A 25,738-nucleotide genomic window follows, 5' to 3' on the forward strand; every position below is an offset into this window, starting at 1 on the left:
TGAAACGCGCCCCATGTGAAGAAAGAGACTCGTTTTTTCGCGCTTCCTTAACGTAGGCGGGCTCTATGTGAAGGAAGAACCTCGTTTTTGCTTGCTTTCTTAACATAGACGCTCCCTACGTTAAGAAAGACTGTCGTTTTTTCGCGCTTCCTTAACATAGACGCCCTCTACGTGAAGAAAGAAACTCATTTTTCCATGCTTCCTTAACATAGACGCCCCATACGTGAAGAAAGACCTTCTTTTTTCCATGCTTCCTTAACGTAGACGACCTCTAGATGAAGAAAGACCATCTTTTTTCCGTGCTTCCTTAACATAGATGCCTTCTACGTGAAGAAAGACCGTCTTTTTTGCTTGCTTTCTTAACATAGACGCTCCCTACGTTAAGAAAGGCCGTCTTTTTTTCGTGCTTCCTTAACATAGACGGGCCTTATGTTAAGGAAGAGACTCGTTTTTTCGCTCTTCCTTAACGTAGACGACCTCTACGTAAAGAAAGACTGTCTTTTTTCTGTGCTTCCTTAACATAGATGCCTTCTACGTGAAGAAAGAAACTCGTTTTTGCTTGCTTTCTTAACGTAGACGACCTCTAGATGAAGAAAGACCGTCGTTTTTCCATGCTTCCTTAACATAGACGCCCTCTACGTGAAGAAAGACCTTCTTTTTTCCACGCTTCCTTAACATAGACGCCCCATACGTGAAGAAAGACCTTCATTTTTCTGTGCTTCCTTAACATAGACGCCCTCTACGTGAAGAAAGGCCGTCTTTTCCAAAAAAATTTTTTCCAACCTTCCTGAAAAGTGTTAAAATGATAGATAAATTATATAAATATAAAAATTTTGGAGAAGGTGGTTTGGCGATGTTAGAGGAAGCTTTTTTACATACCTTATATGATGCTTACAAAAATAGAAAAGCGCTGAATAAGGATGTTTTTCCGACAGGCATTAATTTAGATGAGGCTTATCGGATGCAGCATGCTTTTACTGCGGCAAAAAAAGAAAACCATGAAACGTTAAAAGGGTATAAGATCAGCATGACAAGCCCCGAAACACAGGCATTATTTGATGCGCGTGAACCATTGTACGGCGAGTTGACCGATCAGCAGGTGACAAACCATATATCCCTCAGCAAAGATACGCTTAATCCATTGATCGAATTGGAATTGGTTTTTCTTGTAAAAGAACGGCTTACGGCAGACGCGTCTGAAGCAGAAATCATCCAAAAGACACAAGTTGCGCCGGGATTGGAAATTCCTGATTCCCGATTTAAGGACTGGTTCCCTAAAATGCCAAAAGAACAAGTTTGCGCAGACGGGGCTGTCGGCGGAAAAGTAGCTTTTGGGGAAGCCAAAGATTATACATATGGCGATATTAATAATATCCATGGCCAATTGCTCCTTAACGGCAAGGTGCTCGATGAAGGCAAATCTTCAGCTGTCATGGGGCATCCAGTTCATGCCGTAAAATGGCTGCTGAAAAAACTAGGCGAACATCAGGCAGCGCTTGAACCGGGCATGTTTGTCTCATCCGGCACATTTATCCTGCCAAAGCCGCTGGAAGCTGGAACATATAGCGGAAAATTTGAAGGAATTGGTACGGTGAAATTGACGGTCACAGAATAGAAATGATGCGTCCGCATAACAAATGCGCAGCAAAAAACATCTCCGAAAATGCCAGCAGGAGATGTTTTTTTGGACATACAGGCACCTGTTTACAATGAACCGCGGCTGCAGATATCCCTCCCTTCCAGACATCCACAATGCCACACCCGCACAAGCATGAAAATGAGTAAAAAGAGATCATATAGTCGGCCAATTGATCCATGCTTTTACAGAAAGAGGCATTACATTCCTTCCGGGTGGTACAATGGTTGCAGTTTTTCAAGATCTTCAATGAACAGATGAATATCTTCAGCGGATAAATGAACCGGCATTTGATCATATAAGGTCAAGATTTGGCCTTCATGGTCATCCCGGTGCTTCTTCAAATAATCATATAAGGATCTGAACTGGTTTGCATTAATGGTCGATACTGTAACAAATTGTTTGACATGCTGCAGTGAAAATTCATTCCGGTTCTTATCAAATTCTCCTTTAATCACATTCCCTTCGATGTGCATCACGAACACTCCCAAGCCGATTGATTGATAAAATTGTTTTGCCCTATTGCTTGGTTTTCATTCACCTAAATACCGCCATTCTTTCAACGCGGTATTTAGGTGTTCTAAGCAGGTCAACAATTACGAGGCGGTAATGGCTTTGTCCGCTTCCGTTGCAGCCCATGCCGTCATTTTTACTGGATTGGAAAATAATTGCAGCAGTTGTTCTTCTCTTTTGCTGCCGGCATGTTTTTTTGCGGGCGCGGCAAGTCGGCATCTTGCAAAGAATACCACGCTGCCGGGCCGGGGCACGAATACACGGCCAAATCAGAAACCGTTGCCGTCCATTGGCCATCAAAATTTGAAACCGTTGCCGTTTTTGTTTTGAGGTTTATTGGTTTTTTTGCGGGATATACAAATACTGTATGCAATATGAAGGAGGAGGATGCATCGATGAATATTTATGAACAGCAAAAAAACGGACAACCTGCCCAAACCCAGCCGGAACAACCGGGCATTGAATCGCTGATGAATCCGCGGCCTGTCCAACCGCTGAATTATAAAGGCAGTGAAAAATTAAAAGGACGGGTGGCGCTCATTACTGGTGGAGACAGCGGTATCGGACGTGCTGTTGCGATCGCTTATGCAAAAGAAGGCGCGAACGTAGCCATAAACTATTTAAATGAACAAAACGATGCTGAAGAAACGAAGAGCCTTGTTGAAGCAGAAGGCGTCCAATGTCTGCTGCTACCGGGGGATGTCTCCCAAGAAGCAACATGTAAACAGCTCGTTGAAAAAACGGTAGCAGAGTTTGGAAAACTCGATATTTTGGTCAATAATGCAGGCGTGCAGTTCCCTACTGAAAAGATTGAAGATATTACCCATGAACAATGGGACAAAACCTTCCGTACCAACATTTATTCCGTCTTTTATATGTGCAAATATGCCGTCCCGCACTTAAAACAAGGCAGTGCCATCATTTCAACGGCATCTATTAATCCCTATGTAGGCAATCCGAAACTCCTAGACTATACTGCTACAAAAGGGGCCATTGTCGGATTTACGCGCAGCCTTGCACAAAATCTCGCCTCAAAAGGGATACGCGTCAATATGGTAGCACCAGGACCGATTTGGACACCGCTTATTCCTTCCACTTTTGACGAAAAGACAGTGGAAAGCTTTGGGCTTAAAACCCCGCTCGGACGCCCGGGACAGCCGGCCGACCATGCAGGGGCATATGTGCTTTTAGCTTCTGATGAAGGGGCTTATATTACCGGTCAGTGCATCCATGTTAACGGCGGCATGGCAATGTCATCTGATGGAAAAAAACTGCAGAAAATCTTTTCTGCAGTTTTTTTAACTCTTCCACCCAAATGAACAAATGGATGCGATGATATGGACTTTAAAGACCCTCACGTTTTAAAACAGCAAATCATTCAAATTCTTGAATTTTATTATCCTGCCTGCATAGATACGGAAAACGGCGGGTATATAAACGGTTTTCTCGATAATGGCTCCATCAATGACCGGGAAACAAAGCATCTGGTCGGTACAAGCCGGTTTATTTACAATTTCAGCATTGGCTCCCTGATTGGCGGGCCGGAGTGGTGTGCACAGGCCGCTGCCCACGGTATTGAATTTCTGAAAAATCGCCATCGTGATAAAAAATACGGCGGCTACTTTTTTGAATTAAAAGGGCAGAGTGTAAAAGATCCCGCAAAAATGACATACGGCCATGCATTCGCCCTGTTGGCAGCCGCCATTGCTGATCAAGCCGGCATCCGGGGTGCGAAGGAACTGATCGAGGATCTGTACCATGTTACAGAGCAGCATTTCTGGGATCCGGACGACGGGCTCTACCGGGATGAATGGGATGCATCCTGGTCAACACTTTCTTCCTACCGCGGGCAAAACGCAAATATGCATATGTGTGAAGCCATGCTTACGGCATACGAAGCAACCGGCGAAAAGAAATACTTAAACCGGGCATATAAACTAGCAGAAAGCGTCTGCCGCACATTAAAAGAGAGATCCGGCGGAATGATCTGGGAAAACTACACACCTGACTGGCAGCCGGATTGGACCTATCATCTTCACCAAACAAAAGATGAGTTCCGCCCATACGGCTTTATTCCCGGCCATCAGCTGGAATGAAGCAAACTGCTGATGTGGCTTGACCGCCATCTCTCTGAACCGTGGATAGTTGAGACAGCTGAAGAACTTTACGGAAAAGCCTGGGAGAAAGGCGCTGATGAAACATTCGGCGGCATCTTTTTTGCACTCTCTCCACAAGGCGAAGTCATTGATACGGATAAAAACTACTGGGTGATATCGGAAGCGATCGCAGCCTCTGCGCTTCTTGCCGCAAAAACCGGAAAAAGTATCTACTCCGAGCGGTACAATCAGCTGTTTTCTTATGCTTCCAACTACTTGATCGACCACCAATACGGCGGCTGGTATAAACTGCTCAACCGGAAAAATGAACGTGTTTCCGGCCCGAAAAGCTCCCCGCCGAAAACCGACTACCATCCCGTCGCTGCCTGCTACCAGGCACTGCAGGCATTTTCAAAACCATAAGCAGCGGAAACTTTCACTTTATCAACAGAAAAAGCGCCAAATCTTTTGGCGCTTTTTCTGTTTAAAGGCTGAGCTGGGATCCGGAAAGGCCGGCAAGCCTGCCATCCCCGGCACAAATTTTGCACAGCCGTTTAATTGTACAGACGCTTATTTTCCTCTTGTTTTTCCATCAGCCACCATAATGAATGTCTTGGATTTTCTATAGCTTCCTTATACTCCGTCTTCGTCGCCACTGTTGGGTACGAACCCTTTAGAGACTTTCCGGAAGTACTGGTGAACAAGAACAAGATGACGAAAAAGCCAATAAGGCTGAAGAATGTCAGATAAAAAGCAGGCGCCAGGGCATTCCCGGTTTGGTGAACCAGCCATGTTGAGATGAGCGGGGTAGTGCCGCCAAATAATGAAACAGAAACATTAAAAGTCACAGCCAGTGTTCTGTACCGAATATCCGTGTAAAACATGGTTGGCAAAGTACCAGGCATCGTGCCTTCATAAGTTGAAAGCAAAATACCTAAAATGAGAATACCTAAAAATACGAATGCAATTGTATTCAAATGGATGAAGTAAAATGCAAGGACAGATAATAAGGTTAATCCGCCTAAACCCATGATTAAAACCGTCTTGTTTCCAATTTGGTCGCTGAGCTTCCCAAACAATAAAGCGAGCGGCACCATAATCACCATAATCAGCGTAATTAATACCGTCCCTGCCGTACTGGATAAACCAATCACCTCATCCAAATACGATGGCATGTAGGATAATAACATATAGTTTGTAACATTAAAGAATGCGACAGATACGAAACATACTAGAATGTCTTTTTTATGGTTTTTTAAAATCGAAAGGAAGCTTTCCTCCTGGACACCCTCCACAGAAAGTTCATTTTCGAAAATGGGGGTTTCCTCTAAATGGGCTCTTAAATAAAACCCTACCAGCCCTAAAGGCAAGCCAAGCAAAAATGGAATTCGCCAACCCCATGTGGCCATCTGCTGGTCAGTTAGCGTGATGAAGAGCGTACTGGCAAGGAGTGAAGCTAATATATAGCCGGCAAGCGTACCAATTTCCAGTCCGCTTCCAAGCACATTACGCTTATTGTCCGGGGAAGATTCTGCAATATAGACCATGGCGCCGGCATATTCGCCGCCAGTTGAAAATCCTTGAATAATTCTGGCTACTAATAAGAGCACCGGGGCCCATATTCCAATTTGGTCATACGTAGGTAATAAACCGATTAGGAGTGTGGAAAAAGCCATTAAAATAATCGTGATGGTTAAAACGACTTTTCTCCCATATTTATCTCCGATTCTGCCGAATATAACACCGCCTAAAGGGCGCATTAAAAAGGCAATCGCAAATGTGGCAAATGTAAACATTAATTTCAGCTCGTCATTCTCCACGGCACTAAAAAAGTTCCGGCTGATAATGACAGCTAAATAAGAATACAAGCCAAAATCAAACCATTCCATCGCGTTTCCTACTCCTGTAGCAAACACGCTTTTTTTCGTTTGTCGAATATTAACGATGTTAATTTTTTTCTTATTAAATACCATTTTTCAAATCTACTCCTTATTTGATAGTTTTCGGCACCTGTCTTCCCTTCTATAAAGATTCATTTTTAATACCTACATTGATAAAAGATTTTTTCATCAGCCGTCATTTGTTTTGGCTTTCTTTTTCAAAAACCCGCAGGCGAATGGAAATGGGAATCATTGAAATTAAAAACCACTCGTTGATACTTCAGCATTTCTGCTAATATTTCCAGAAAAACCACCGAATAGATGGCAGGCATATGTAGTGCAAGAATTGATCAACTACTCGAAGATAGCGGGCAAGAGTGCAAGTTAGCAAAGTGAAAAAGGGCTTAAAATGGGCGGAGGCGGACAGGAAACGGAGGCTTAAGGCGCCTCTAAAGATTTTTACGGGCAGCTGGTTCCCCACCTATCTTCTTTATACCTCAAATAGTGAAAGCGGGTTATATGCCGTTAAAGACGGAACGCATTACAGATGAACAATCGGACAACGCTCAACAGCTTTTTTGAACGGTTCATTGATTAGTTTACCATAATCGAAGTGTTAACGCAAAAAATCAGCTTCCACCCCATTATTTCAACGGATCAGGCCAACAGCAATGCTGTAAAATGGTCATTCAATCTGTGCTTAAATATCTCTATGTTTGTCCTGCAATGATAAAAAAGCTGCTTATCCTCTTCATGATTTTATCTCCCACCTGCTCTTCCCCGTCTCCATAAAGGATACAAGCGATGTTAGCGCCATTTCCACCATATCGCTAACCGCCTGATCGGTGTAAAACGCAGTGTGCGGCGTGACGATCACATTGGGAAAAGATCTCAGAATAGCCAGCTGGTGGTGGGCCAAAATATCCGTGCGGCGGTCATAATGAAAAATCCCTTCCTCATCTTCCAGTACATCAATCCCGGCAGCGCCGACTTTCCCCGCCTCGATCCCTGCGATAAGCGCATCCGTATCCACTACGGCACCACGGGAACAATTGATGATGCAAACGCCGTCCTTCATTTTTGCAATCCGATCCTGGTTAATCATATGGTATGTACGATCAAATAAGGGTGTGTGGATGGTTATCACATCGCTTTCCTTCAGCAGTTCATCCAAAGATACATATTTCAAAATGCCGCGCAATTCATCTCTTTCAACGGTATCGTGTGCAATGATGTTGCAGCCAAAACCGGACAAATTTTTCGCAACAATACTGCCGATTCTGCCGGCGCCAATAATCCCGATCGTTAAGTTATGCATTTCCCTGCCCTGAATCCCTTCCACAGAAAAATCTTGTGTCTCCACACGGCTTAAGATCTGTTTTGCTTTCCTTACACACATCAAAATCAGCATCGTTGCAAAATCGGCAACACAATAGGGCGAATACGCCACATTCGAAAAACGAATGCCATATGCTTTGGCGGCTTCCTGATCGATATGATTATACCCTGCAGTCCTCAAGCCAATATATTTTACACCGGCATCTCTTAAAGCCATAAAAGTTTCGGCGCCCACCGGATAATTCCCAAGGATCGTCACCGCTTCAGCCCCCATTGCTTTCATTGCCGTTTCAGGGGTTAACACATCATCCACATACTTGATATCCAAATCAAATTTTCTCGCGAATTTCTGAAATAAGGGGAATTCATCCGCCCGCGTCTCATAGGCAACAACTTTTCTCATACGACAGCTTCCTTTCCATTCATTTTGATCATGCTAAAAACTACGCATGGCTTCATTAACCACGCCCGCAATAAACCCATCTCCTCCCCATGTCTCCAATTGGATTCCGGTGTCCAGAAGCCTGGTTTTACCAGGCCAGCGACAAGATACCCATGCCCAATCCAACAAGACGGATCAGCGATTCTTTCTATTTCATTTTTGCCAAAGTGAACGATCGTCCGGTCTTTTTATACATCGTAACGGCTTCAAAAGCAAAGATTTTACGTGTTTCCTATAAAACCCCTACACTTTTTATTCGACAAAAGCGGCAGAAATCCTTGTCAAATTTGTAATTTTTGTTTATTCAGGAAGTTCTAGATAGTCGCTGTCTAAAAGCACTGCGTTGCTTGAATCTACTTCTGACTGGACCGATAAAATATGACTGGAGAATTGTACACTCAAGCTTTCAAATAAAGTTTTCCGTTGTTTTCATATGAAAATCTTTGAGATAATCTTTCGCAGCATCTGCTGTAATCCAGTAAAGGAATCCATTTCTGCAATTTGATTTGCGCTTTTTTTAATAGCATCGAGCTGGCTTTTCAACGAACTTGCCGCCGATTTCAATTCATCCGAAAAAGAAACGACTTCAGTCATCTCAACTTTGTTGCCCATGGTTTGCCTCCTTTACTGTTGCAATTTTCGATAATTATCCCTGAAATATTCATAGCTACAAATCCCATTTGATAAATTTTGTTAAATTAGTTGAAAATAACGGTATTTAATTAAGAACCGTAGCCAATTCATAAAATAACTGAATTTTCAATAGAACAACTCTGGTATTTTGGGCATACTTGCCCCTTGACTGAAAAATTTATTTTTTCAGCTATGAGAAGTATTCTATTGGTCATTCCAATTGTAGCTTTTGAATTCGATTCAGTACATCCCAAAAGAAATTTTGATACACAAAACTCGATGATAGTTTGAAGTAAAGGGATCTGCCTGATTTCACGACTTTACTTGCCGCTTTAATTAACCGAGTACGTATCGTATCAATTTGCATAGTTTTTTGACCTTCCGGAAAACAAAGAGTTCGTAACCAATTGGTCAAATTATATGCAAGAAGTGTTAACATCATTTTTACTTCGTTCACTAGAAAAGCGTGGCTATTCATATGATCAAAGTAAAAGCCATTTTTTGCTTCTTTGATATAGTTTTCCATCGTCCCTCTTTTTTGATAAGCTCGGACGATATCTTGAGGGAAAGCTAATTCAAAGTTAGTAACAAAAAAGGAATGGGTAAAGAACAGCTCACCTGCAGGACGTACCGATTGAATAATCACCCTTCTTGGTTTTGACCATGATTTTGCTTGGTAAATCGTTTCTTCATAATAGGTTTCCGTCTTGGAAACATCTAAAGGTGCGGAAGAAGGATGGTATTCCTTCGCTAAACTTTGTAGTTGTGAATTCGATTTCAACCGAATAATATACAAAACAGATTCTTCTTCACACAGATCGTATAATCCCGGAACAGCAAACCCGCTATCTCCACGAAGAAACAGGGTAGTTTCCGGAAACATTTCGTTATAATGTTTAATGAGAGGCCGAATAAATTCCACCACACCATTTGATGTATAAACATTTCCGGGACGGAGTTGTGCTTTCAAAAAGTCACCAGTCGCACCATCAAAGGCGACTAATGGATGAAAACCCATCGTGCCATAATGAGTATTATATGACGAAGATTCTTGGTCCCCATATGTATCCGAATGAGTCGAATCCAAGTCGATAAATAACTCTTTCGATTGTCGAAAACAATGAATCTTATCAAGCACTTCTTGGTTAGCCAGATTTAATTGTTCAATTGAATCTTTATCAAATCGTGTATAAAAGCGAGACAAACTGGGCTGGGAAGCAAGTGTTGGAGTTTCAATGATTTCCTTAAACACAGGATCATGAGTCAACTGATCAGCCGCATCATCTTCCGCATACCCGGCAATGATTTGATAGACTTTTTGACGTAACAAGTTTTCATTTGAATGAAGATAATATTTCCTTGAATCGTTAAGTCTCAAGTACTTAACTAAAGTCTTTGAAAAACCAATTTTTTCATCGAATTCTCTAAAAAGAAACTCACCTGTATCGGAGGAAAGAGAACCTCCATCATTTGACAATTTAATTTTATGATTGAAATCAAGTGTTTTTTGCGTTAAAGTAACCATATAAAGAGTCCTTTCTGTTTGGTTTTTGTTTTGGTTACTTTAACTTTAACAGAAATGGATTCTTTTTTCATTTTTTTAATGAATTACAATAAAGCCGAAAAGGCTTGGTAATCCATAAGTTATAATAAGTTTCTGAATTTCTGTGAATAATTCAGGGTATATTTTCTCCGATTATTTTTTTGGTCTCGCTCATCATCACACCTCCAAGTTTTTTGGTATTCATTTTATTTTATATACTTCTATATATTATTATACGCGAAACGAGTAAAAAAGTACATTATGTTAGATAAAATAGTGCATGTTTTGAATACTTTTATAAGATAAAGATGAAAACCAAAAAATCCGTCCTTCAGCTAAAGTTTTTCCGTTCTGAAATGTATTATGAACTTCATTCGCTAATAGTATGAATCGTCTACACTTAACCGGACAACAAATTAAGGTCAAGCAACCGCGCTAAGTGTATGCTGCACACTAATCATAAGTGACTGTTCTTGAAACTTTACATGGAGTCGCGGGCATGCTCGCTAGTTGTACAGATTAGCTGAATTCCCGGCTTAGCGGCATAATCAAAGAGGATCCAAGTGAATTGGCGACAGTAATTCTAGAACCTATCTGCTTTCATTTTGATTGGTCGATGAACCGATGAAGAAATTCTGACGTTAGTTCTTTAAAGAACAAGAACACCTCGAGGTTTTGCCCCCGCTTTCAAAAAAGACAGAGAGTCAAGGCGCTTCTCTGGCACCATCCATCTTGAAATTTTGGGACGTGGCAAGGCATATCCTGTATATCTCTGAAAAAATTGGGATTATAGTTGCGTATTTGAAAAAAACAATTGACGCGCAGAGTAAAAAAGTCATATACTTTATTTAACGAATTTGTTAAATATTAAATTTGACATTTGGAGGAGGTGCGACATGCTGCTGGGTGAAATTGCTGACATAAAGACGGGTCTAGTTTTAAGCAGGAAAAAAGCGGAGATCGAATATACGGCAAAGGCCACATATAAACTGCTGTCTCTTAAAAATATAAGCGAAGATGGATTCCTCGAAAATGATTCGTTTGAAGAGTTTGTTAGTAATGATGAGTTAGAAGATCATTACTTTACCAAAGAAGGCGATGTATTGATGCGGTTAAGTCAGCCGTATACAGCAGTCTGTATCGATAAAGAGTACAGCGGCTTATTGATTCCATCTTACTTTGCCATTATCAAAGTCGATCAGTCAAAAGTTATGCCCCGATACATAGCATGGTATCTTAACACGTGGAATGTGAAAAAAGAGTTGGAGCGTTCTCAAGCGGGAAGTCGGATACCGAGTACGAATCAACATGTTTTAAAAACCATTCCTATTATAGCTGCATCACTTTCCAAACAAAAAGCACTAATAGAACTATATCAGCTCCATCAAAAAGAAAAACGATTGTATAAGAAGCTGATTGAAGAAAAAGAGCTGCTATTTCAAGGCATTGCTCAACAAATTTTAAGTGGTAAGAATCAGGAGGAGAAATAATGGTTGAACAGACAACACAAGAGAAAATTAACAGCGTTTTATGGCAAGCTGCCGATACGTTTAGAGGAAAAATCGATTCATCAACTTATAAAGATTACATTTTAACCATGTTGTTTATTAAGTATCTGAGTGATACGTATAAAGAGAAATTAGAAGAATATACAAAGCGCTACAATGGAGATGAACAACGCATTCAACGTGCATTATCGAGAGAACGGTTTGTATTGGATGAAACATCCACCTTTGACTATTTATATAGTAAAAGAAATGATCCGGAAATCGGGGAGATCATAAACAAAGCGTTGGAACGAATTGAAAATGAAAACTCGGGGAAACTTCGTGGCGTTTTCCGCAATATTGATTTTAATTCAGAGGCGATTCTAGGGAAAGCAAAAGAACGGAATGCCATGCTCCGTTCTTTGTTAGAGGATTTTAATCAATTATCTCTAAGACCGTCGCAATTAGGAAATGAAGATATTGTCGGAAATGCTTATCAATATATGATCGGGCTTTTTGCTTCAGATGCAGGGAAAAAGGGTGGAGAATTTTACACGCCAGCCGAAGTTTCAGAACTTTTGGCACGATTAGTAAAACCGCAAGAAAACGATCGTATTTATGACCCGACGTGTGGTTCAGGTTCATTATTAATTAAAGTGGCAAAACAAGTACCAAGTAAAAAAGTGGCGATTTACGGTCAGGAACGGAATGGTGCAACACACTCGTTAGCGTTAATGAATATGTATTTGCATGGCATTGATGATGCAAAAATTGAATGGGGAGATACATTAGCGAATCCACTGCATTTGGAAGATGGCAAGTTAATGAAGTTCCAAGTCATTGTAGCGAATCCCCCATTTTCATTAGACAAGTGGGCCATGGGATTTGCCGGTGAAGGAAACACAGATAAAAAATTTAAAATGGAAGCAAGCCTTGACCCATATAGAAGATTTGAATGGGGCGTTCCGCCAAGTTCAAAAGGGGACTATGCGTTCGTTCAACATATGCTGTATTCATTAGCGGAAAACGGAAGAATGGCGACGATCCTGCCTCATGGTGTTCTTTTCAGAGGAGCGAGTGAAGGAAAAATCCGCAAACAAATTATTGAGCTGAATCTGCTGGATGCTGTCATCGGGCTTCCGGAAGGTTTATTTTACGGTACCGGAATTCCAGCTTGTATTATGGTATTCCGAAAAGACCGAACAAGAAAAGACGTCCTCTTCATTGATGCTTCTGGTGAAGAACATTATGAAAAAGGCAAAAACCAAAACAAATTAAGAGAACAAGATATCGAAAAAATTGTGGAAACTTATGAGAAACGGGAAACGATTGATAAATACTCCTATGTCGCTACCATTGATGAAATTCGCGAAAACGACTATAACTTAAACATCCCACGTTACGTCGATACATTCGAAGAAGAAGAACCGGTCGATATGGAAGCGGTGAAAGAAAATATCGCCAATATTAAGAAAGAACTTAAAGAAGTAGAAGCACAGATGGAAAAGTATTTGAAAGAGTTAGGATTGTAGGTGTGAAAATGAATAGTCAAAATATTTTACAGCAAATAAATGCCGAAGCTAAGTTTATAGAAAATTCTATAGGATATCAGAAAACAAAAATAGGTACTATTCCAAAGGATTGGAAAGTGAAAAAGTTAAAAGATATATCAAATAGAGTCCAAAGAAAGAATGATGGTAAGTCTCATAATGTATTAACCATATCCTCAAAAGGAGGATTCCTTAATCAAACTGAAAGATTTAGCAAGGTAATTGCAGGGGAAAATCTTGCAAAATACATTTTGCTTAGAAAAAATGAGTTTGCATATAACAAAGGAAATTCAAAAACTTATCCTTATGGATGTATATATAGGCTTGAAGATTATGAAGAGGCGTTAGTTCCAAATGTATATTATTGTTTTGAAATAAGAGAAGGGGTTACTGAGTTTTACAAGCACTATTTTATAACCGGAAAATTGAATAAATTTTTAGCGAGGGTAATAAATACAGGTGTGAGAAATGATGGTCTACTAAATTTAAACGTTACTGATTTTTTTGATGTTCCAGTAGCAGCACCTCCAATAAAAGAACAACAAAAAATTGCATCAATTCTCTCCACTTGGGACAAGGCAATTGAGCTAAATGAAAAGCTAATAGAGCAGAAAAAAAAGCAGAAAAAAGGGTTAATGCAGAAGTTGTTGACGGGTGAAGTGAGATTGCCTGGGTTTGAAGGGGAATGGGGTAAATTTAAAATCAAGGAAGTATGTAATGTTGTAAGTGGTGGAACTCCATCTACTAATGATAAAAAAAACTGGGACGGAAACATTCCTTGGTGTACTCCTACTGATATTACATCATCAGGTAAATTTATCCGTAATACAAAACAAACAATAACAGAAAAGGGATTGAAAAATAGTTCTGCTAATCTTCTTCCTAAAAACAGTATTTTAATGTGTAGTCGTGCAACTATTGGTCCACGTTCAATAAATAGGGTTGAAATGGCAACAAACCAAGGATTTAAGTCTTTTGTTTGCAATGAAGAATATTTAGATTATGAATTTTTCTATTATCTTTTGTCAATTTATATTCCTATCTTCAAAAAACTTGCCAGTGGTAGTACCTTTCTTGAAGTATCAAAAAAAGATGTAGAAAACACAAAAATTTTTATTCCAAAAGATGTAAAAGAACAAAAGGCAATAGGTTCTATTATTGGTAATTTGGATAAAGCAATAGAACTGTTAGAGGAAGAAACTAAAGAACTAAAACAACAAAAGAAAGGCCTTATGCAATTACTTCTAACTGGAAAAGTCCGTGTGAAGGTGTAATATGTTTACTGTTTCATAATGAGAAGCGGAGGTGTGAAAATGCAAAGGGAGAAAAGTTACGATGAACGTTATATCAGCCAAGTTCCGGCGATTGAAGTTTTGCAGAAGTTAGGATATCAATACCTATCACCGGAAGAAGCAGAAAGAATGCGGGGAAACCTACATCATGTATTGTTGACAACCGTTTTAGAGGAAAAGCTAAAAGAATTGAATTCTTATGAGTATCAAAGTCAAATTTATCAATTTAGCGAATCCAATATTCGCCAAGCCATTCGTGATTTAGATGAGCCGCTGACCAATGGATTGGTCAAAACGAATGAAGTGATTTATGAGACCATCATGAACGGAAGAAGCTATACAGAGTTTTTGCCGGATGGATCGAAAAAATCGTTTACCATTCAATATATCGACTGGAACAACATCGAAAATAATGTCTTTCATGTAGTGGAAGAATTTGAAGTGGAACGAATGGATGGGCGCGGTACTGTAAGACCGGATATTGTGTTGTTTGTGAACGGGATTCCTTTTGCGGTCATTGAATGTAAAAAAGCGTCAATTTCTATGAATCAAGGAATCAGTCAAATGATTCGCAATCAAGGAAAAGACTATGCGCCACAATTGTTTAAGTTTGTTCAAATTGTGATGTCTACGAATAAAAATGAAACCAAATACGCAACATGCAATACTCCGAAGAAGTTTTGGTCTGTTTGGAAAGAAGAAAAAGCGGAATGGCTGCAGAACTGGCTGGATAAAACAGTGGAAGGCAGACTGCCAACCATGCAAGATAAGAACATTATTTCACTGTTTCACCCCGAGCGTTTGTTAGAGTTAACCCAGTTCTTTACCTTATTTGATAAAGACGTGAAAAAAGTAGCCCGTTATCAACAATACTTTGCCATTAAAGAAATTATAAAAACGATTGAAGAACGAGATGAAAACGGCAATCGTCAAAGCGGCGTGATTTGGCATACACAAGGTTCAGGTAAATCACTAACTATGGTGATGTTAGCCAAGTATATATTATCTGAGCTGCGCGGTTTCAATCCTAAAGTCATTGTTGTAACAGATCGGGTTGAATTGGATAAACAAATACATAAAACATTCAGCCATACAAGATTAAAAGCAAGTCGTGCAACTTCAGGAAGCCATTTGGTAGATTTAATAAATGATAACCATTCTGATATTGTCACGACTTTAGTTCATAAGTTTGATACAGCGTCTTCCAAACAAAAGTCAATTGAATCCAGGGATATCTTTGTTTTAGTCGACGAATCACATCGTACACAGTATGGCGAGCTTCATCTAAAAATGAAGAAAGTATTCCCAAATGCTTGTTATCTCGGCTTTACGGGGACACCATTAATGAAAAAAGAAAAGAACACATTGATCAAATTCGGCAAACTCATTCATAAATACACAATTGCCGATGGTGTTCGGGATAAAGCGATCGTTCCCCTTTTATATGAAGGAAAAATGGTGGAACAATCGGTGAATCAAAAGGCGATCGATCATCGTTTAGAAATGATTACACGCAATCTGAATGACAAGCAAAAAGAGGAAGTAAAGCAAAGATGGAGTAAATATGAAAAACTTGCTTCTTCGGAACAGAGAATTTATTTAATTGCGGAAGATATTAACAAACATTTTGTAGAAAACTATAAAACACAAGGAAGCCAATTCAAAGCGATGTTGGCCACCAATAGTAAAATTGAAGCGATACGCTATCTTGAGGCTTTCGAGGAACTTAGTGATTTGAATTGTGCCGTTGTCATATCCCCACCTGATCAACGGGAAGGACATGAAGTAGTAGATCAGGAATCAAAAGATAAAGTTCAGCGGTTTTGGAAGCGAATGATGGATCGCTACGGAACGCCTGAAAAATATGAGGATGCGATCAAAGATGAATTTGTAAACGGCGACGAACTGGATTTGCTGATTGTCGTGGATAAATTGCTGACAGGTTTCGATGCGCCAAGAGCGACGGTGCTTTATGTCGATAAGCCAATGAAAGAACATACACTGTTACAAGCCATAGCCCGGGTCAATCGTCTTTATGAAGGAAAAGATTATGGTTTAATCATCGATTACCGTGGTTTATTGGATAAACTGGATGAAGCCATGCAGATGTATTCCGGCGCAGGTTTGGAAAACTTTGATCCGGAAGATTTAAAAGGTGCTATTTACGATGTCATAAGCGTAATTGGATCATTACGGCAATATTATTCCGATTTATGGCAAATTTTTGCACCAATTAAGAACAAGAACGATAGAGAAGAGTATGAAGTATGGTTGGAGGACGAGGAGCGCAGAGAAGAGTTTTATGGCGTTTTAAGCAATTTTGGCAGAAACCTTGGGATTGCGTTAGAATCGGAGAAAATCTATAATACTTTACCACCTGAAGAACTTCAAAAGTACAAAAAGGATTTCAAGTTTTTCCAAGATTTGCGGAAAAGTGTGAAGCTGCGTTATTCGGATACCATTGACCATAAAGAGTATGAAGCGAAAATGCAGAAATTAATGGATAACTATATCGCTGCTGAGGAAGTTATCCGCATTACGAATCCTGTAGATATTTTAAACGCAAAAGCTTTTGAAGAGGAATTGGAGCGCTTAGAGTCAAAGAGAGCCAAAGCGGATGCGATTCGTACTCGTTTAACGAAGAGCATTCATGCAAAGTGGGATGAAAATCCATCCTACTATAAAAAGTTTTCTGAGCGCATACAAGAGGCGATTCAAGAATACAAAGATAAACGCATTTCGGAAGCAGAGTATTTAAACCGAATGAAGGACATCATGAATGATTATCGTCGCGGTGAATCATCAGAAAGATATCCTGAAATAATAAAAGAAAATCGGAACGCACAGGCCTTTTACGGAGTAACGAAAGATATTTTGAGTGAAACAAAGGAAACGGCTGCAACTTATGACACGAACACTCTCGGAGATTTAGCATTAAAAATAGATGAAATCATTCAAGAACACCAAAAAGTCGATTGGCATGATAATGTAGAGATTCATAATCGAATTGCCCAAGAGTTGGATGATCTACTCTTTGATTTTAAAGAAAAGCATAATTTGGAAATCGACTTTGATACGATTGATAAAATTATTGAGCAAATTAAAACAGTTGCTCTAAGACGTTACTAAGGGCGGGAACAGCATGGAAAAGCATCAAATCGAGTACGCCAATAAAGTCATTGATTTCGTCTTGAAGCGAAAAAAAGTGAAAAATGTTAATCTTAATATCAAACCGGATATGACGATTGAAGTCACTGCAAATGACAGAGTGCCGCTAGACTTTATTTGTGATTTTGTAAAAACGAAGGGTGCATGGATATTAAAGAATGTCAAGACATTTAAAGATGTTCAGCCATATAGGCAAAGTGAAAGAGAATATGTAAGCGGCGAAACCTTTAAGTATTTAGGAAAGCAATATCGCTTACGGGTCATGCAAGAAGAGGAAGAGAAGGTGAAATATTTTCGGGGGTTTATCTATCTTTACGTTAAAGACACAGAAAATGTCAATCGTAAAGCCAAACTAATTGATGAATGGTATCGTGAAAAAGCTCAAAAAACATTCCATGAATCCCTTGCTAAAATGTTTCCATTGGTTCAAAAATATGGAGTCGATAAGCCAAATATTGATTTGCGTTCAATGAAAGCACGATGGGGCTCAGCTTTAACAGAAAAAAACACAATCTTATTAAACACCGATCTGATAAAAGCCCCAAAATATTGTATTGATTATGTTGTACTGCATGAGTTGATTCATTTTAAATACAACGACCATAGCGACAACTTTTATAAAATGCTGTATTCTCTAATGCCCGATTGGGAAAAGAGAAAGGCAATATTAGATGAAGAAGTAGTTAAAGACCTATAGAAGTGAACTACTCGGTTTAAAAACAACTAGATAAAACAACAGAAGGCAGTTCCCGGAATATTAACCTAGGAACTGCCTTTTGAATGTTATATTTCATTTCTAAAAAATTTATCTTTAACCTGAAATATTCATAGCTACAAATCCCATTTGATAAATTTTGTTAAATTAGTTGAAAATAACGGTATTTAATTGAGGGTTTTGCCGGCATAGCATGAAGGGCAAACGCGGCAAACAAAGCCGCGATTGCCACATTAAAGTGCCTGATGGACATCGTCATCTTCCGCCTCCCCTGCTTTTGTAAAGCGGTTCAGAACGAACAGCTGGCCGATTTCTGCCAATAAGCCAACAGAAACGAGTACAATCAGGTAGCGCACGGAATCCACATTGTGACTGTCAAACCCAGCAAGCAAGTTCTGGATATACTGTAAAGGCGAAACCCGCTGCCACATTGCAGCTGCCGAGGCCGGATCAAAGTGGATGCCGAGCGTATCCGTGAGAAACAAATACAGGCAAAGCACCATCAACAGAAGAAACATGCCGACCATCTTCAGTTGCCGCAACAAGTATACGGCAACAGCCACCATTGAAAAACTGATGGCAACGGACAATCCGATCCATGGCAAATATTATCCTCTGCGATATGCAAATAGGCAGCTGAAATTGCGCCAATCAGCAGGCCTTCCACAATTCCTGTGCCGGCAGTCAGTACAGCCGCCGGCATAATGGTCGCATACAACGGCTTTTCTTCTTCGAAAGAACTGCCGGAGGCGCGCCGTTTTTCAAAGGTTGATAGGACATAAGCCGTAAACAGTGCGGAAATGAAGAAAATCAGCACGAGATAGTACGGCACAAAACTGTCTTTTGCAACGATCGTCCCGCTGTTTTTCGTCTGCACCGGATTGGACAAAAAGTTTAGCAAATCTTCATTCGGACGGTTGCCGATACGGCTTTTTGCCAATACACCTGCGAAATTTTTCGCAAATTTCTCATCGCCCGAAAGCTTGTTGAGCAGATTGTCAGAAAGCGAATTGGCCCGTTTAACCAAAGTCTGCCCGCTCGTTTTGATGTCCCCGGCCTGCTTGTCAATCTCATCAAAGGTTGTAAAAACGGTGTCCGCAGCATGCAGGTTATGCTCGGATACTTCTTTTAATGATTCGCTTGTTGCAAGCAGCGTTGTCAGACGATCCCCGAGGGAAACGACCGTTGTTCCTTCTTTTCCCATGCTTTCAGTCATTTGCCCGTTGTCTTTTTGAAGATCGAGCGAAGTTTGCCGCCAGTCATCCAGCTGCTGGAGCGTTGCCGCAATGGCGGTATTCATATTTTCCGCCTGTGCCATGGCAGCCTGGATTTGCGATGCCATTTGATCGGCATGGCTTTGCGTTTCTTCCACAAGCTCGAGCCAGCCGTCCGTTTTGTTTTTCAATGCTGCCGCCTGTGCACGGACATCTTCTGAAATCTGCCCGGCAATATAAGCGGCAAGGACATCCGCGATATTCTGCTTGTTAAACAGGTAGTACAGCGAGTCTTCCGTCGCAGCATCTTTTAAGCTGCCGGCACCCGCCAAATCATCTGCATTTTTTCCAAAGTACAGTTCATACAGCATGGCGGTCTTCTGATATTCCCGGATTGTTTCATTTAAACTCTTCATCAGTTTGTTTTCCAGATCATCCGTGAGCATCGTCATCGTTTGGTGCGAAATCGTATTGTTGACAATCGTGACCGGTTCTGGCTGCTGTGTGCCGCCCGCGTTTCCGCTTGTGTCCCCGGTCCCCCCATTTCCGGCGTCACCATTTCCGGGATTTTGAGGATCCGTGCCTGTTCCGGTCCCCGTGCCGTTATCCGTATTGCCAGCTCCATTTCCGGTTCCTGTGCCATTATCCGGATTGTCATTTGTTGTGCCATTCCCCGGATTGTCGTTTGCTGTGCCGGTTCCGGAGCCATTCCCCGGCGCGTTGCCAGCCCCATTTCCGGTACCGGAGCCGTTCCCCGGATTGTCGTTTGCTGTGCCGTTCCCCGGATTCTCATTTGTTGTGCTAGTCCCAGAGCCATTCCCCGGTGTATTGCCGGCCTTGTTTCCGGTCTCCGTGCCGCTATTTGCCGGACTACCGCCATTGCTGGATCCACTTCCTTTAGAACCGCTGTCTCCTTTATCACCAGCCTCGCTGTTTTCGTTTCCACCGGTGCTCTCTGAAGTGCGGCTAACGGTTGTTCCGCCCTTGCTTGCATGTGCTGCATTGGTGCGGGTGTTACCAGCCGTGCTGCTTTTTTCCATTTTTCCATTTTTCTTTTGGCTACTCCCGTCATCACCGGTTTTTCCTTTGCTGTCTCCCGCATCTTCCTGTTTAATTTTCCAGGACCAGGCAACCGGCTCAAAAAGTTTTACGTCTTCCCGGTCCTTTTTCAACACGACTTTTGCTTTGACTGAAAAAGGCCCTTGAGCCGTTTTTGGAAGCGCGACCCCGTTATCCTTTACATCGTCTGCTCCATACGATTTCTCTTCGCCGCCAGGGAGAACGAGGGTCAGTTTTTCCAACGTAAATGCATCCGGGATTTGAAGCGTAAAGATTTGCCCGTCTTTCTTCATTTCCGGTAGGTCTGCGACTTCATCCGATAAAACAAGCCCGTTTTCCTCCAGATTTTTCTTGATGTCCTTCACTTGTTCCACAATCGGCAGCGTCCCGTTTTTTGATAAAGGCTTATATCCGAATTCTTCGTCATATTGGTTCGTAACGGAAATGACGTTTTTTAAGCCAGAAGATACTGATTCATCCAAACCGGCATTTTCAACTTCCTCTAATTTCAGAGCCGGCAGTTTTTCAATTTCGCGCTCAATGGCATCCCGGATTGCTTTGTCAGGTCCTTCAAAAAACCGGTTTAACGAGACCTTCTGATCCCCCGCACTGAAATTTTTTTGCAGTTGCCCGCTAATCGACTGCTGCAGGTCGGATTGGAGAGTCGTTTCAAGGTCGTTCTGCTGCGCACGAAGCGCATTCGCCGTATCAGCCAGATATTGCCGGATTGTATCGGATTCGAAGCGGATATTCGCATCTTCACCCGTTTTATTGCTGAACTGGGCGCGCACCGCTTCATTTGCAAGGTTAAGGCCATCAAGCTGTTGTTTGACGGCTTCGCTCGTTAGCGCGTCATTTAAAGAAAGAAGACGGTCGCTGAAATTTTTGGCAAGGGAGTCGGTCATATTTTTCATTTTGACATAATCCAAATAATCGTTTTGGAGTGAGTCCCCTTCCTTTTTGCCATCTGCCAGTACACTGCTGTTGCTTTTCAGCAGATCCTGAAATCCTTTAAATACCTCTTTTGAAAGCTGCGACTGGTCCTGGACCGTTGCAAATTGCCCGGTGTATCCGGCAATCGGTGCCTTCACATGTTGAATGTAATCTGATGTATGTTTTTTTTCTTCGTTTACAAGGGCGGATACATTGTCCTGCGCGTCATGCAGATTGCCAAGGACACTGGCAAAATAAACATCGATAATCCGCCGGTTAAAATCTTCGAGTATAGAGCCGGCCGTTTTTTCAGCTTTTTCCTTTAAAGCAGAGCTGTCCGATGCATTGACTTTGTAATTGAGTACAATATTTTGCGGATTTTTGGAATCAATGGATAATGCCCTTTTTGTAAAATCGCTTGGGATGACGATCATCATATTGTATGTATTGTCATTCAGTCCATTTTCCGCCATCCCGCGGCTTACAACATACCAGTCCTGGCTGTTGTCTTTTTCGATACTTTTGACGAATTCATTTCCAAATGTGTATTTTTTTCCATTAAATTGGCCGCCTTCGTCTTCATTGACGAGCGCCACTGCCATTTTCCTGTCATCATCGCTCGTGGTTCCCTGCTTTGCCGCATCTAACCCAAAATAAGAACTGCCAGATGTCAGGACAAGTATAAATAGAAGAAATACGGCTCCCCCTGCTAACCATCTTCTCAAAACTTTTCCACTCCCCTCGTTCCTGTTTGATTGGAATTAAAATGGATGTTTCTATAGCTGTAAGCCGCGTGAAAACCGATATGGAAGTTTCAGATATGGCGAGAAAACGTAGTTTCATTCGTTCAATACACGTTTTATGCTGAATTTTTCTTTCAAAACTATAAAATGAATGAACCATTGCTACTTTGTTGCCGGCTGCAAAAAGGAATCATCTTACAAATGGATGACCTTGTCTCAATGTAAAAACTAAGGGTTTCAAGGATGATTCCCACTGGTCTCGACCCAGCTACCTCCCCCCTGTCAAGGTGGCGCTCTCCCAGCTGAGCTTAAGTTCATTTATAATAGGTGCATATTTCAGGTTCATTGCCCATGCCGGCATGAATGCAGCACCATCAAAGGAATAAAAATGAACAAGCGCGTCTTTCAAGATAGATAGCTTCCGTCTTGCATTTTCAATAGAGAAAAAGCCACACAACGGCTGTCGCGTGGCTCTTTGTGGAAAAAGACTGCAGATGTGTTATTGAAGCCCGAAGTTCCGGGACAATTCTTCATCATGCTGCGCAACTGCATCCGCCGTTTTGTTCAGCTGCGTATTAATGTCATGCATGAGCTGGGCAAAATTTTGTACTTTCGGCTTCAGCTGGTTGAACTGGTCATCGAAGCCCTGGAACGCACGGCCCTCCCATTCCCCACGTAATTCATTTTGCAGATTGGTAAGGTCCCTCAACAATTGTTCAATTTGCTGCCCGGCATTTCCATAGCGCTGTGCCTTTGCCTTGAGTTCTTCAGGCGTCATTCGAATTTGTCCTGCCACCATCATTTTGTCTTTTTGAGCTGTTGTAAAAGACAGTTCAGTGGAAAGCTGCGACGGTTTTGTCTTTTTGAGCCGGTGTAAAAAGACATTTTGGTCGGCTCCTGGCCCGTTTTTGTTTTGATCTTTTGCTTGCAGTACATCACTTGGCACATTCATTTGCCAAAAAGCGGTTTACTTTCCTTCCTTTTTTTGCTATCATTCTAAATATTTACAAGAAAAGGAGAAGATACAATTGGCTAAAAAGACAACACCGCCATTCCGCGCCGATCATGTCGGGAGTCTGCTCAGGCCGGAAAAGTTGAAACAAGCCCGCCGCCGGCAAGAATCAGGCGAAATCCCAAAAGAGGCGCTGCGTGAATTAGAAAATGAGGAAATCAAAAGGATTGTGGAAAAGCAGAAAGAAATCGGCCTGCAGTCTGTAACGGACGGAGAATTCCGACGGGCTTACTGGCATTTTGATTTTCTCGAAAATCTTACTGGTGTGCAAGGATACGAATCCGGGGGCGGCATCCAATTTAAAGAAAAGCAGACTAAATCGCATTCCATCCGGATAATCGGAGATCTGGATTTTTCCGGCCATCCGATGATTGATGATTATAAATTTTTACATAGCATTGCCGGGGACCACACGCCTAAAATGACCATTCCAAGTCCTAGCATGCTGCATTTCCGCGGCAAGATTGCATACGGGCGTTACCAGGCGGATGAAGATTTGTTTTTCCACGATCTTGGAAAAGCTTATAAAAAAGCGATTGCCGCTTTTTACGATGCCGGCTGCCGCTATTTGCAGCTCGATGATACAGCATGGGCATACCTTTGCTCCGATGAACAGAAGGAACAGCTGAAAGCCCGCGGGCTGAATCCGGACCATCTGGAAAAACTTTATGCACGCACCATCAATGAAGCAGTCAGCGAACGACCCGAAGATTTGACAGTTACGATGCACATTTGCCGGGGTAATTTCCGCTCGACATGGATTGCTTCTGGCGGCTATGAACCGGTCGCCGAAACGCTATTTAACGGCCTCAATATCGACGGCTTTTTCCTGGAATATGACAGTGACCGCGCCGGCGGATTCGAACCCTTGCGCCATGTACAAAGGAAAGACCTGCAAATTGTGCTCGGCCTTGTCACTTCCAAATTCGGCGAGCTCGAAAATGCGGACGATGTGAAGCGCAGAATTGACGAAGCCTCCAAGTATGTCCCGCTTGAACAGCTTTGCCTCAGTCCGCAATGCGGTTTCGCTTCCACAGAAGAAGGCAATCTGCTTACTGAGGAAGAACAATGGGCAAAACTATCACACGTGGTAAAGATTGCCGGGGAAGTTTGGGGATAGCCGGCAAGTCCCGTTCTGTTTTCCAGCAAAAAGGACGATGCGCCGATCGTTTTACCGCATCGTCCTTTTTTAAATCGCCGCTTTTTCAGACTCTCACTGTTTGTTTTTCGGACAAACGCGCGGCTTGCCCTTCACTTAAGCGCCAGGTATCCCGTGCAATCATCAATTCTTCGTTTGCCGGAATGACCAGTAAAGACACTTTTGAATCAGGGGTATGAATATACGGCCCGTTTTCTTCGTTTGACCTGAAATCCAATTTTGCCCCAAGATAGGCTAAATTGGAAACAACCGCTTGCCGGACGGAGGCAGAATGTTCCCCAATCCCTGCCGTGAACACAATGGCATCCACACCGCCCATCAATGCAACATAACCGCCAACACATTCTGTCACACGATTCACAAACATTTTGATTGCCAATTCCGCTTGTTCATTATGAGCTTTTGCTGCCAGCTCCACGTCACGGAAATCATTCGAAATCCCGGAAATACCGAGCAAGCCGGACTCTTTATTGATCATATCCATCACTTCATCAATGGTCTGCCCTGTTTTTTTCATGATAAATGGAATGATGGAAGGATCAACCGTGCCGGAACGTGTTCCCATCATCAATCCGGCCAGCGGGGTAAAGCCCATTGAAGTATTGACAGATTTTCCGCCTTGAATTGCACAAATACTGGAACCGTTTCCTAAATGGCAGGAAATGATTTTCAAGTCTTTCAATGGTTTTTCAAGAAGCAGGGCTGCTTCATTGGCAACATACTGATGATTGGTTCCATGGAAGCCATATTTCCGGATATGATATTCATTGTATAATTTCAAAGGCACCGGATACAAATATGTTTCAGGTGCAAGTGTTTGATGGAAAGAGGTATCGAACACGGCTACAGCACATGCTTTAGGAAGCCTTTTCATAAAAGTCCTGATTCCGAGTAACCCAGCCGGATTATGCAAAGGCGCCAATTCGCATAAATTTTCAATTTTTTGAATCACTATACGGTCGAGTACGGCAGAATCCGAAAAGTCTGAACCCCCATGTGTGATCCGATGTCCGACAGCTGAAATTTCATTTAAATCATCGACAATATGGTTTTTTAAAAGAATTTCAATCAAATAATCCGCAGCGTCACGGTGATCGTGAATCGGCGGTTTTTCTTTTTGGCGGAAACCGTTGATTTTATATGAAACTTCAGGGGCGTCGAATCCGATTCGTTCAAACACCCCTCCAATTAAAATACTTTCATCCGGCATATTGAAAACTTTAAATTTTAATGAAGAACTGCCTGCATTAATGGCCATTATTTTTTTCATTTTATATCCCTCCGAAAGATAACAATCTTATCCGCAACATTTTATGTGATCTCTT

17 protein-coding genes and 1 pseudogene are annotated in these 25,738 nt (G+C 41.7%); 9 read left to right on the forward strand and 9 right to left on the reverse strand.

What is annotated here, in order from left to right:
• Positions 1-853: 853 nt before the first annotated feature.
• Positions 854-1,615 (forward strand): 2-keto-4-pentenoate hydratase, encoded by a 762-nt coding sequence (locus BCOA_RS18525; RefSeq protein ID WP_014095654.1) that lies wholly within the window; start codon positions 854-856, stop codon positions 1,613-1,615.
• 221 nt (positions 1,616-1,836) lie between these two features.
• Here the strand turns inward: BCOA_RS18525 and BCOA_RS18530 are convergent, their stop codons facing one another.
• The gene (locus BCOA_RS18530; RefSeq protein WP_014095655.1) at positions 1,837-2,112 is read right to left on the reverse strand and encodes a hypothetical protein; all 276 of its coding nucleotides are present in this window, start codon (positions 2,110-2,112) and stop codon (positions 1,837-1,839) included.
• Positions 2,113-2,544: 432 nt separating this feature from the next.
• Between BCOA_RS18530 and BCOA_RS18535 the strand changes: the two genes are divergently transcribed.
• Together BCOA_RS18535 and BCOA_RS18540 are read left to right on the forward strand one after the other, a co-directional pair.
• On the forward strand, positions 2,545-3,468 hold the full coding sequence (locus tag BCOA_RS18535; protein ID WP_014095656.1) for an SDR family oxidoreductase: 924 nt from the start codon (positions 2,545-2,547) through the stop codon (positions 3,466-3,468).
• Between the two features lie 18 nt (positions 3,469-3,486).
• Positions 3,487-4,668, forward strand: a pseudogene (locus tag BCOA_RS18540) (AGE family epimerase/isomerase).
• Between the two features lie 131 nt (positions 4,669-4,799).
• On the opposite strand, the gene BCOA_RS18545 reads toward BCOA_RS18540, so the two are convergent.
• From BCOA_RS18545 to BCOA_RS18560, 4 genes are all read right to left on the reverse strand, one after another.
• Positions 4,800-6,218: an MFS transporter gene (locus BCOA_RS18545; protein WP_014095657.1), complete on the reverse strand. Its 1,419-nt coding sequence runs from the start codon at positions 6,216-6,218 to the stop codon at positions 4,800-4,802.
• Between the two features lie 658 nt (positions 6,219-6,876).
• Positions 6,877-7,866, reverse strand: a complete 990-nt coding sequence (locus BCOA_RS18550) for a D-isomer specific 2-hydroxyacid dehydrogenase family protein (protein ID WP_014095658.1) — start codon at positions 7,864-7,866, stop codon at positions 6,877-6,879.
• Between the two features lie 468 nt (positions 7,867-8,334).
• Positions 8,335-8,517 carry a hypothetical protein gene (locus tag BCOA_RS35495; protein WP_014095659.1) on the reverse strand — a complete coding sequence of 61 codons (183 nt, stop codon included), beginning with the start codon at positions 8,515-8,517 and terminating at the stop codon, positions 8,335-8,337.
• Positions 8,518-8,749: 232 nt separating this feature from the next.
• Positions 8,750-10,063 carry an IS1380-like element ISBco1 family transposase gene (locus BCOA_RS18560; protein ID WP_014095660.1) on the reverse strand — a complete coding sequence of 438 codons (1,314 nt, stop codon included), beginning with the start codon at positions 10,061-10,063 and terminating at the stop codon, positions 8,750-8,752.
• Positions 10,064-10,977: 914 nt separating this feature from the next.
• Here BCOA_RS18560 and BCOA_RS18565 point away from each other — a divergent pair.
• The 5 genes from BCOA_RS18565 to BCOA_RS18585 are packed head-to-tail and all read left to right on the forward strand — an operon-like array spanning position 10,978 to position 18,275.
• Positions 10,978-11,571, forward strand: a complete 594-nt coding sequence (locus BCOA_RS18565; protein ID WP_014095661.1) for a restriction endonuclease subunit S — start codon at positions 10,978-10,980, stop codon at positions 11,569-11,571.
• Positions 11,571-13,100, forward strand: a complete 1,530-nt coding sequence (locus tag BCOA_RS18570) for a type I restriction-modification system subunit M (protein ID WP_014095662.1) — start codon at positions 11,571-11,573, stop codon at positions 13,098-13,100. The genes BCOA_RS18565 and BCOA_RS18570 overlap by 1 nt, the downstream gene beginning before the upstream one ends.
• An 8-nt stretch (positions 13,101-13,108) precedes the next feature.
• Entirely contained in the window at positions 13,109-14,392 is a 1,284-nt protein-coding gene (locus BCOA_RS34355; RefSeq protein ID WP_014095663.1) for a restriction endonuclease subunit S, read from the forward strand.
• Positions 14,393-14,431: 39 nt separating this feature from the next.
• The gene (locus tag BCOA_RS18580) at positions 14,432-17,539 is read left to right on the forward strand and encodes a type I restriction endonuclease subunit R (RefSeq protein WP_014095664.1); all 3,108 of its coding nucleotides are present in this window, start codon (positions 14,432-14,434) and stop codon (positions 17,537-17,539) included.
• 13 nt (positions 17,540-17,552) lie between these two features.
• Positions 17,553-18,275 (forward strand): M48 family metallopeptidase, encoded by a 723-nt coding sequence (locus BCOA_RS18585; RefSeq protein WP_014095665.1) that lies wholly within the window; start codon positions 17,553-17,555, stop codon positions 18,273-18,275.
• 251 nt (positions 18,276-18,526) lie between these two features.
• Here BCOA_RS18585 and BCOA_RS35500 read toward each other — a convergent pair whose 3' ends face one another.
• From BCOA_RS35500 to BCOA_RS18595, 3 genes are all read right to left on the reverse strand, one after another.
• The gene (locus BCOA_RS35500) at positions 18,527-18,898 is read right to left on the reverse strand and encodes a hypothetical protein (RefSeq protein WP_128890942.1); all 372 of its coding nucleotides are present in this window, start codon (positions 18,896-18,898) and stop codon (positions 18,527-18,529) included.
• Positions 18,823-22,224: a type VII secretion protein EsaA gene (esaA, locus tag BCOA_RS18590; protein WP_014095668.1), complete on the reverse strand. Its 3,402-nt coding sequence runs from the start codon at positions 22,222-22,224 to the stop codon at positions 18,823-18,825. Before esaA ends, BCOA_RS35500 begins: the two co-directional genes overlap by 76 nt.
• 517 nt (positions 22,225-22,741) lie before the next feature.
• A complete protein-coding gene (locus BCOA_RS18595; protein WP_035181994.1) occupies positions 22,742-23,038 on the reverse strand; it encodes a WXG100 family type VII secretion target in 297 nt (98 codons plus the stop codon).
• Positions 23,039-23,270: 232 nt separating this feature from the next.
• Here BCOA_RS18595 and BCOA_RS18600 point away from each other — a divergent pair, with 232 nt between their 5' ends.
• Complete coding sequence (locus BCOA_RS18600; RefSeq protein WP_014095670.1) at positions 23,271-24,374, forward strand: 5-methyltetrahydropteroyltriglutamate--homocysteine S-methyltransferase; 1,104 nt, start codon at positions 23,271-23,273, stop codon at positions 24,372-24,374.
• A gap of 85 nt (positions 24,375-24,459) precedes the next feature.
• On the opposite strand, the gene BCOA_RS18605 is transcribed toward BCOA_RS18600, so the two are convergent.
• Positions 24,460-25,683, reverse strand: coding sequence for an acetate/propionate family kinase (locus BCOA_RS18605; protein WP_014095671.1), 1,224 nt, complete (start codon positions 25,681-25,683; stop codon positions 24,460-24,462).
• Positions 25,684-25,738 lie beyond the last annotated feature (55 nt).

The sequence above is a fragment of the Heyndrickxia coagulans 36D1 genome, from assembly GCF_000169195.2.
Classification (GTDB): Bacteria; Bacillota; Bacilli; order Bacillales; family Bacillaceae_C; genus Weizmannia; species Weizmannia faecalis.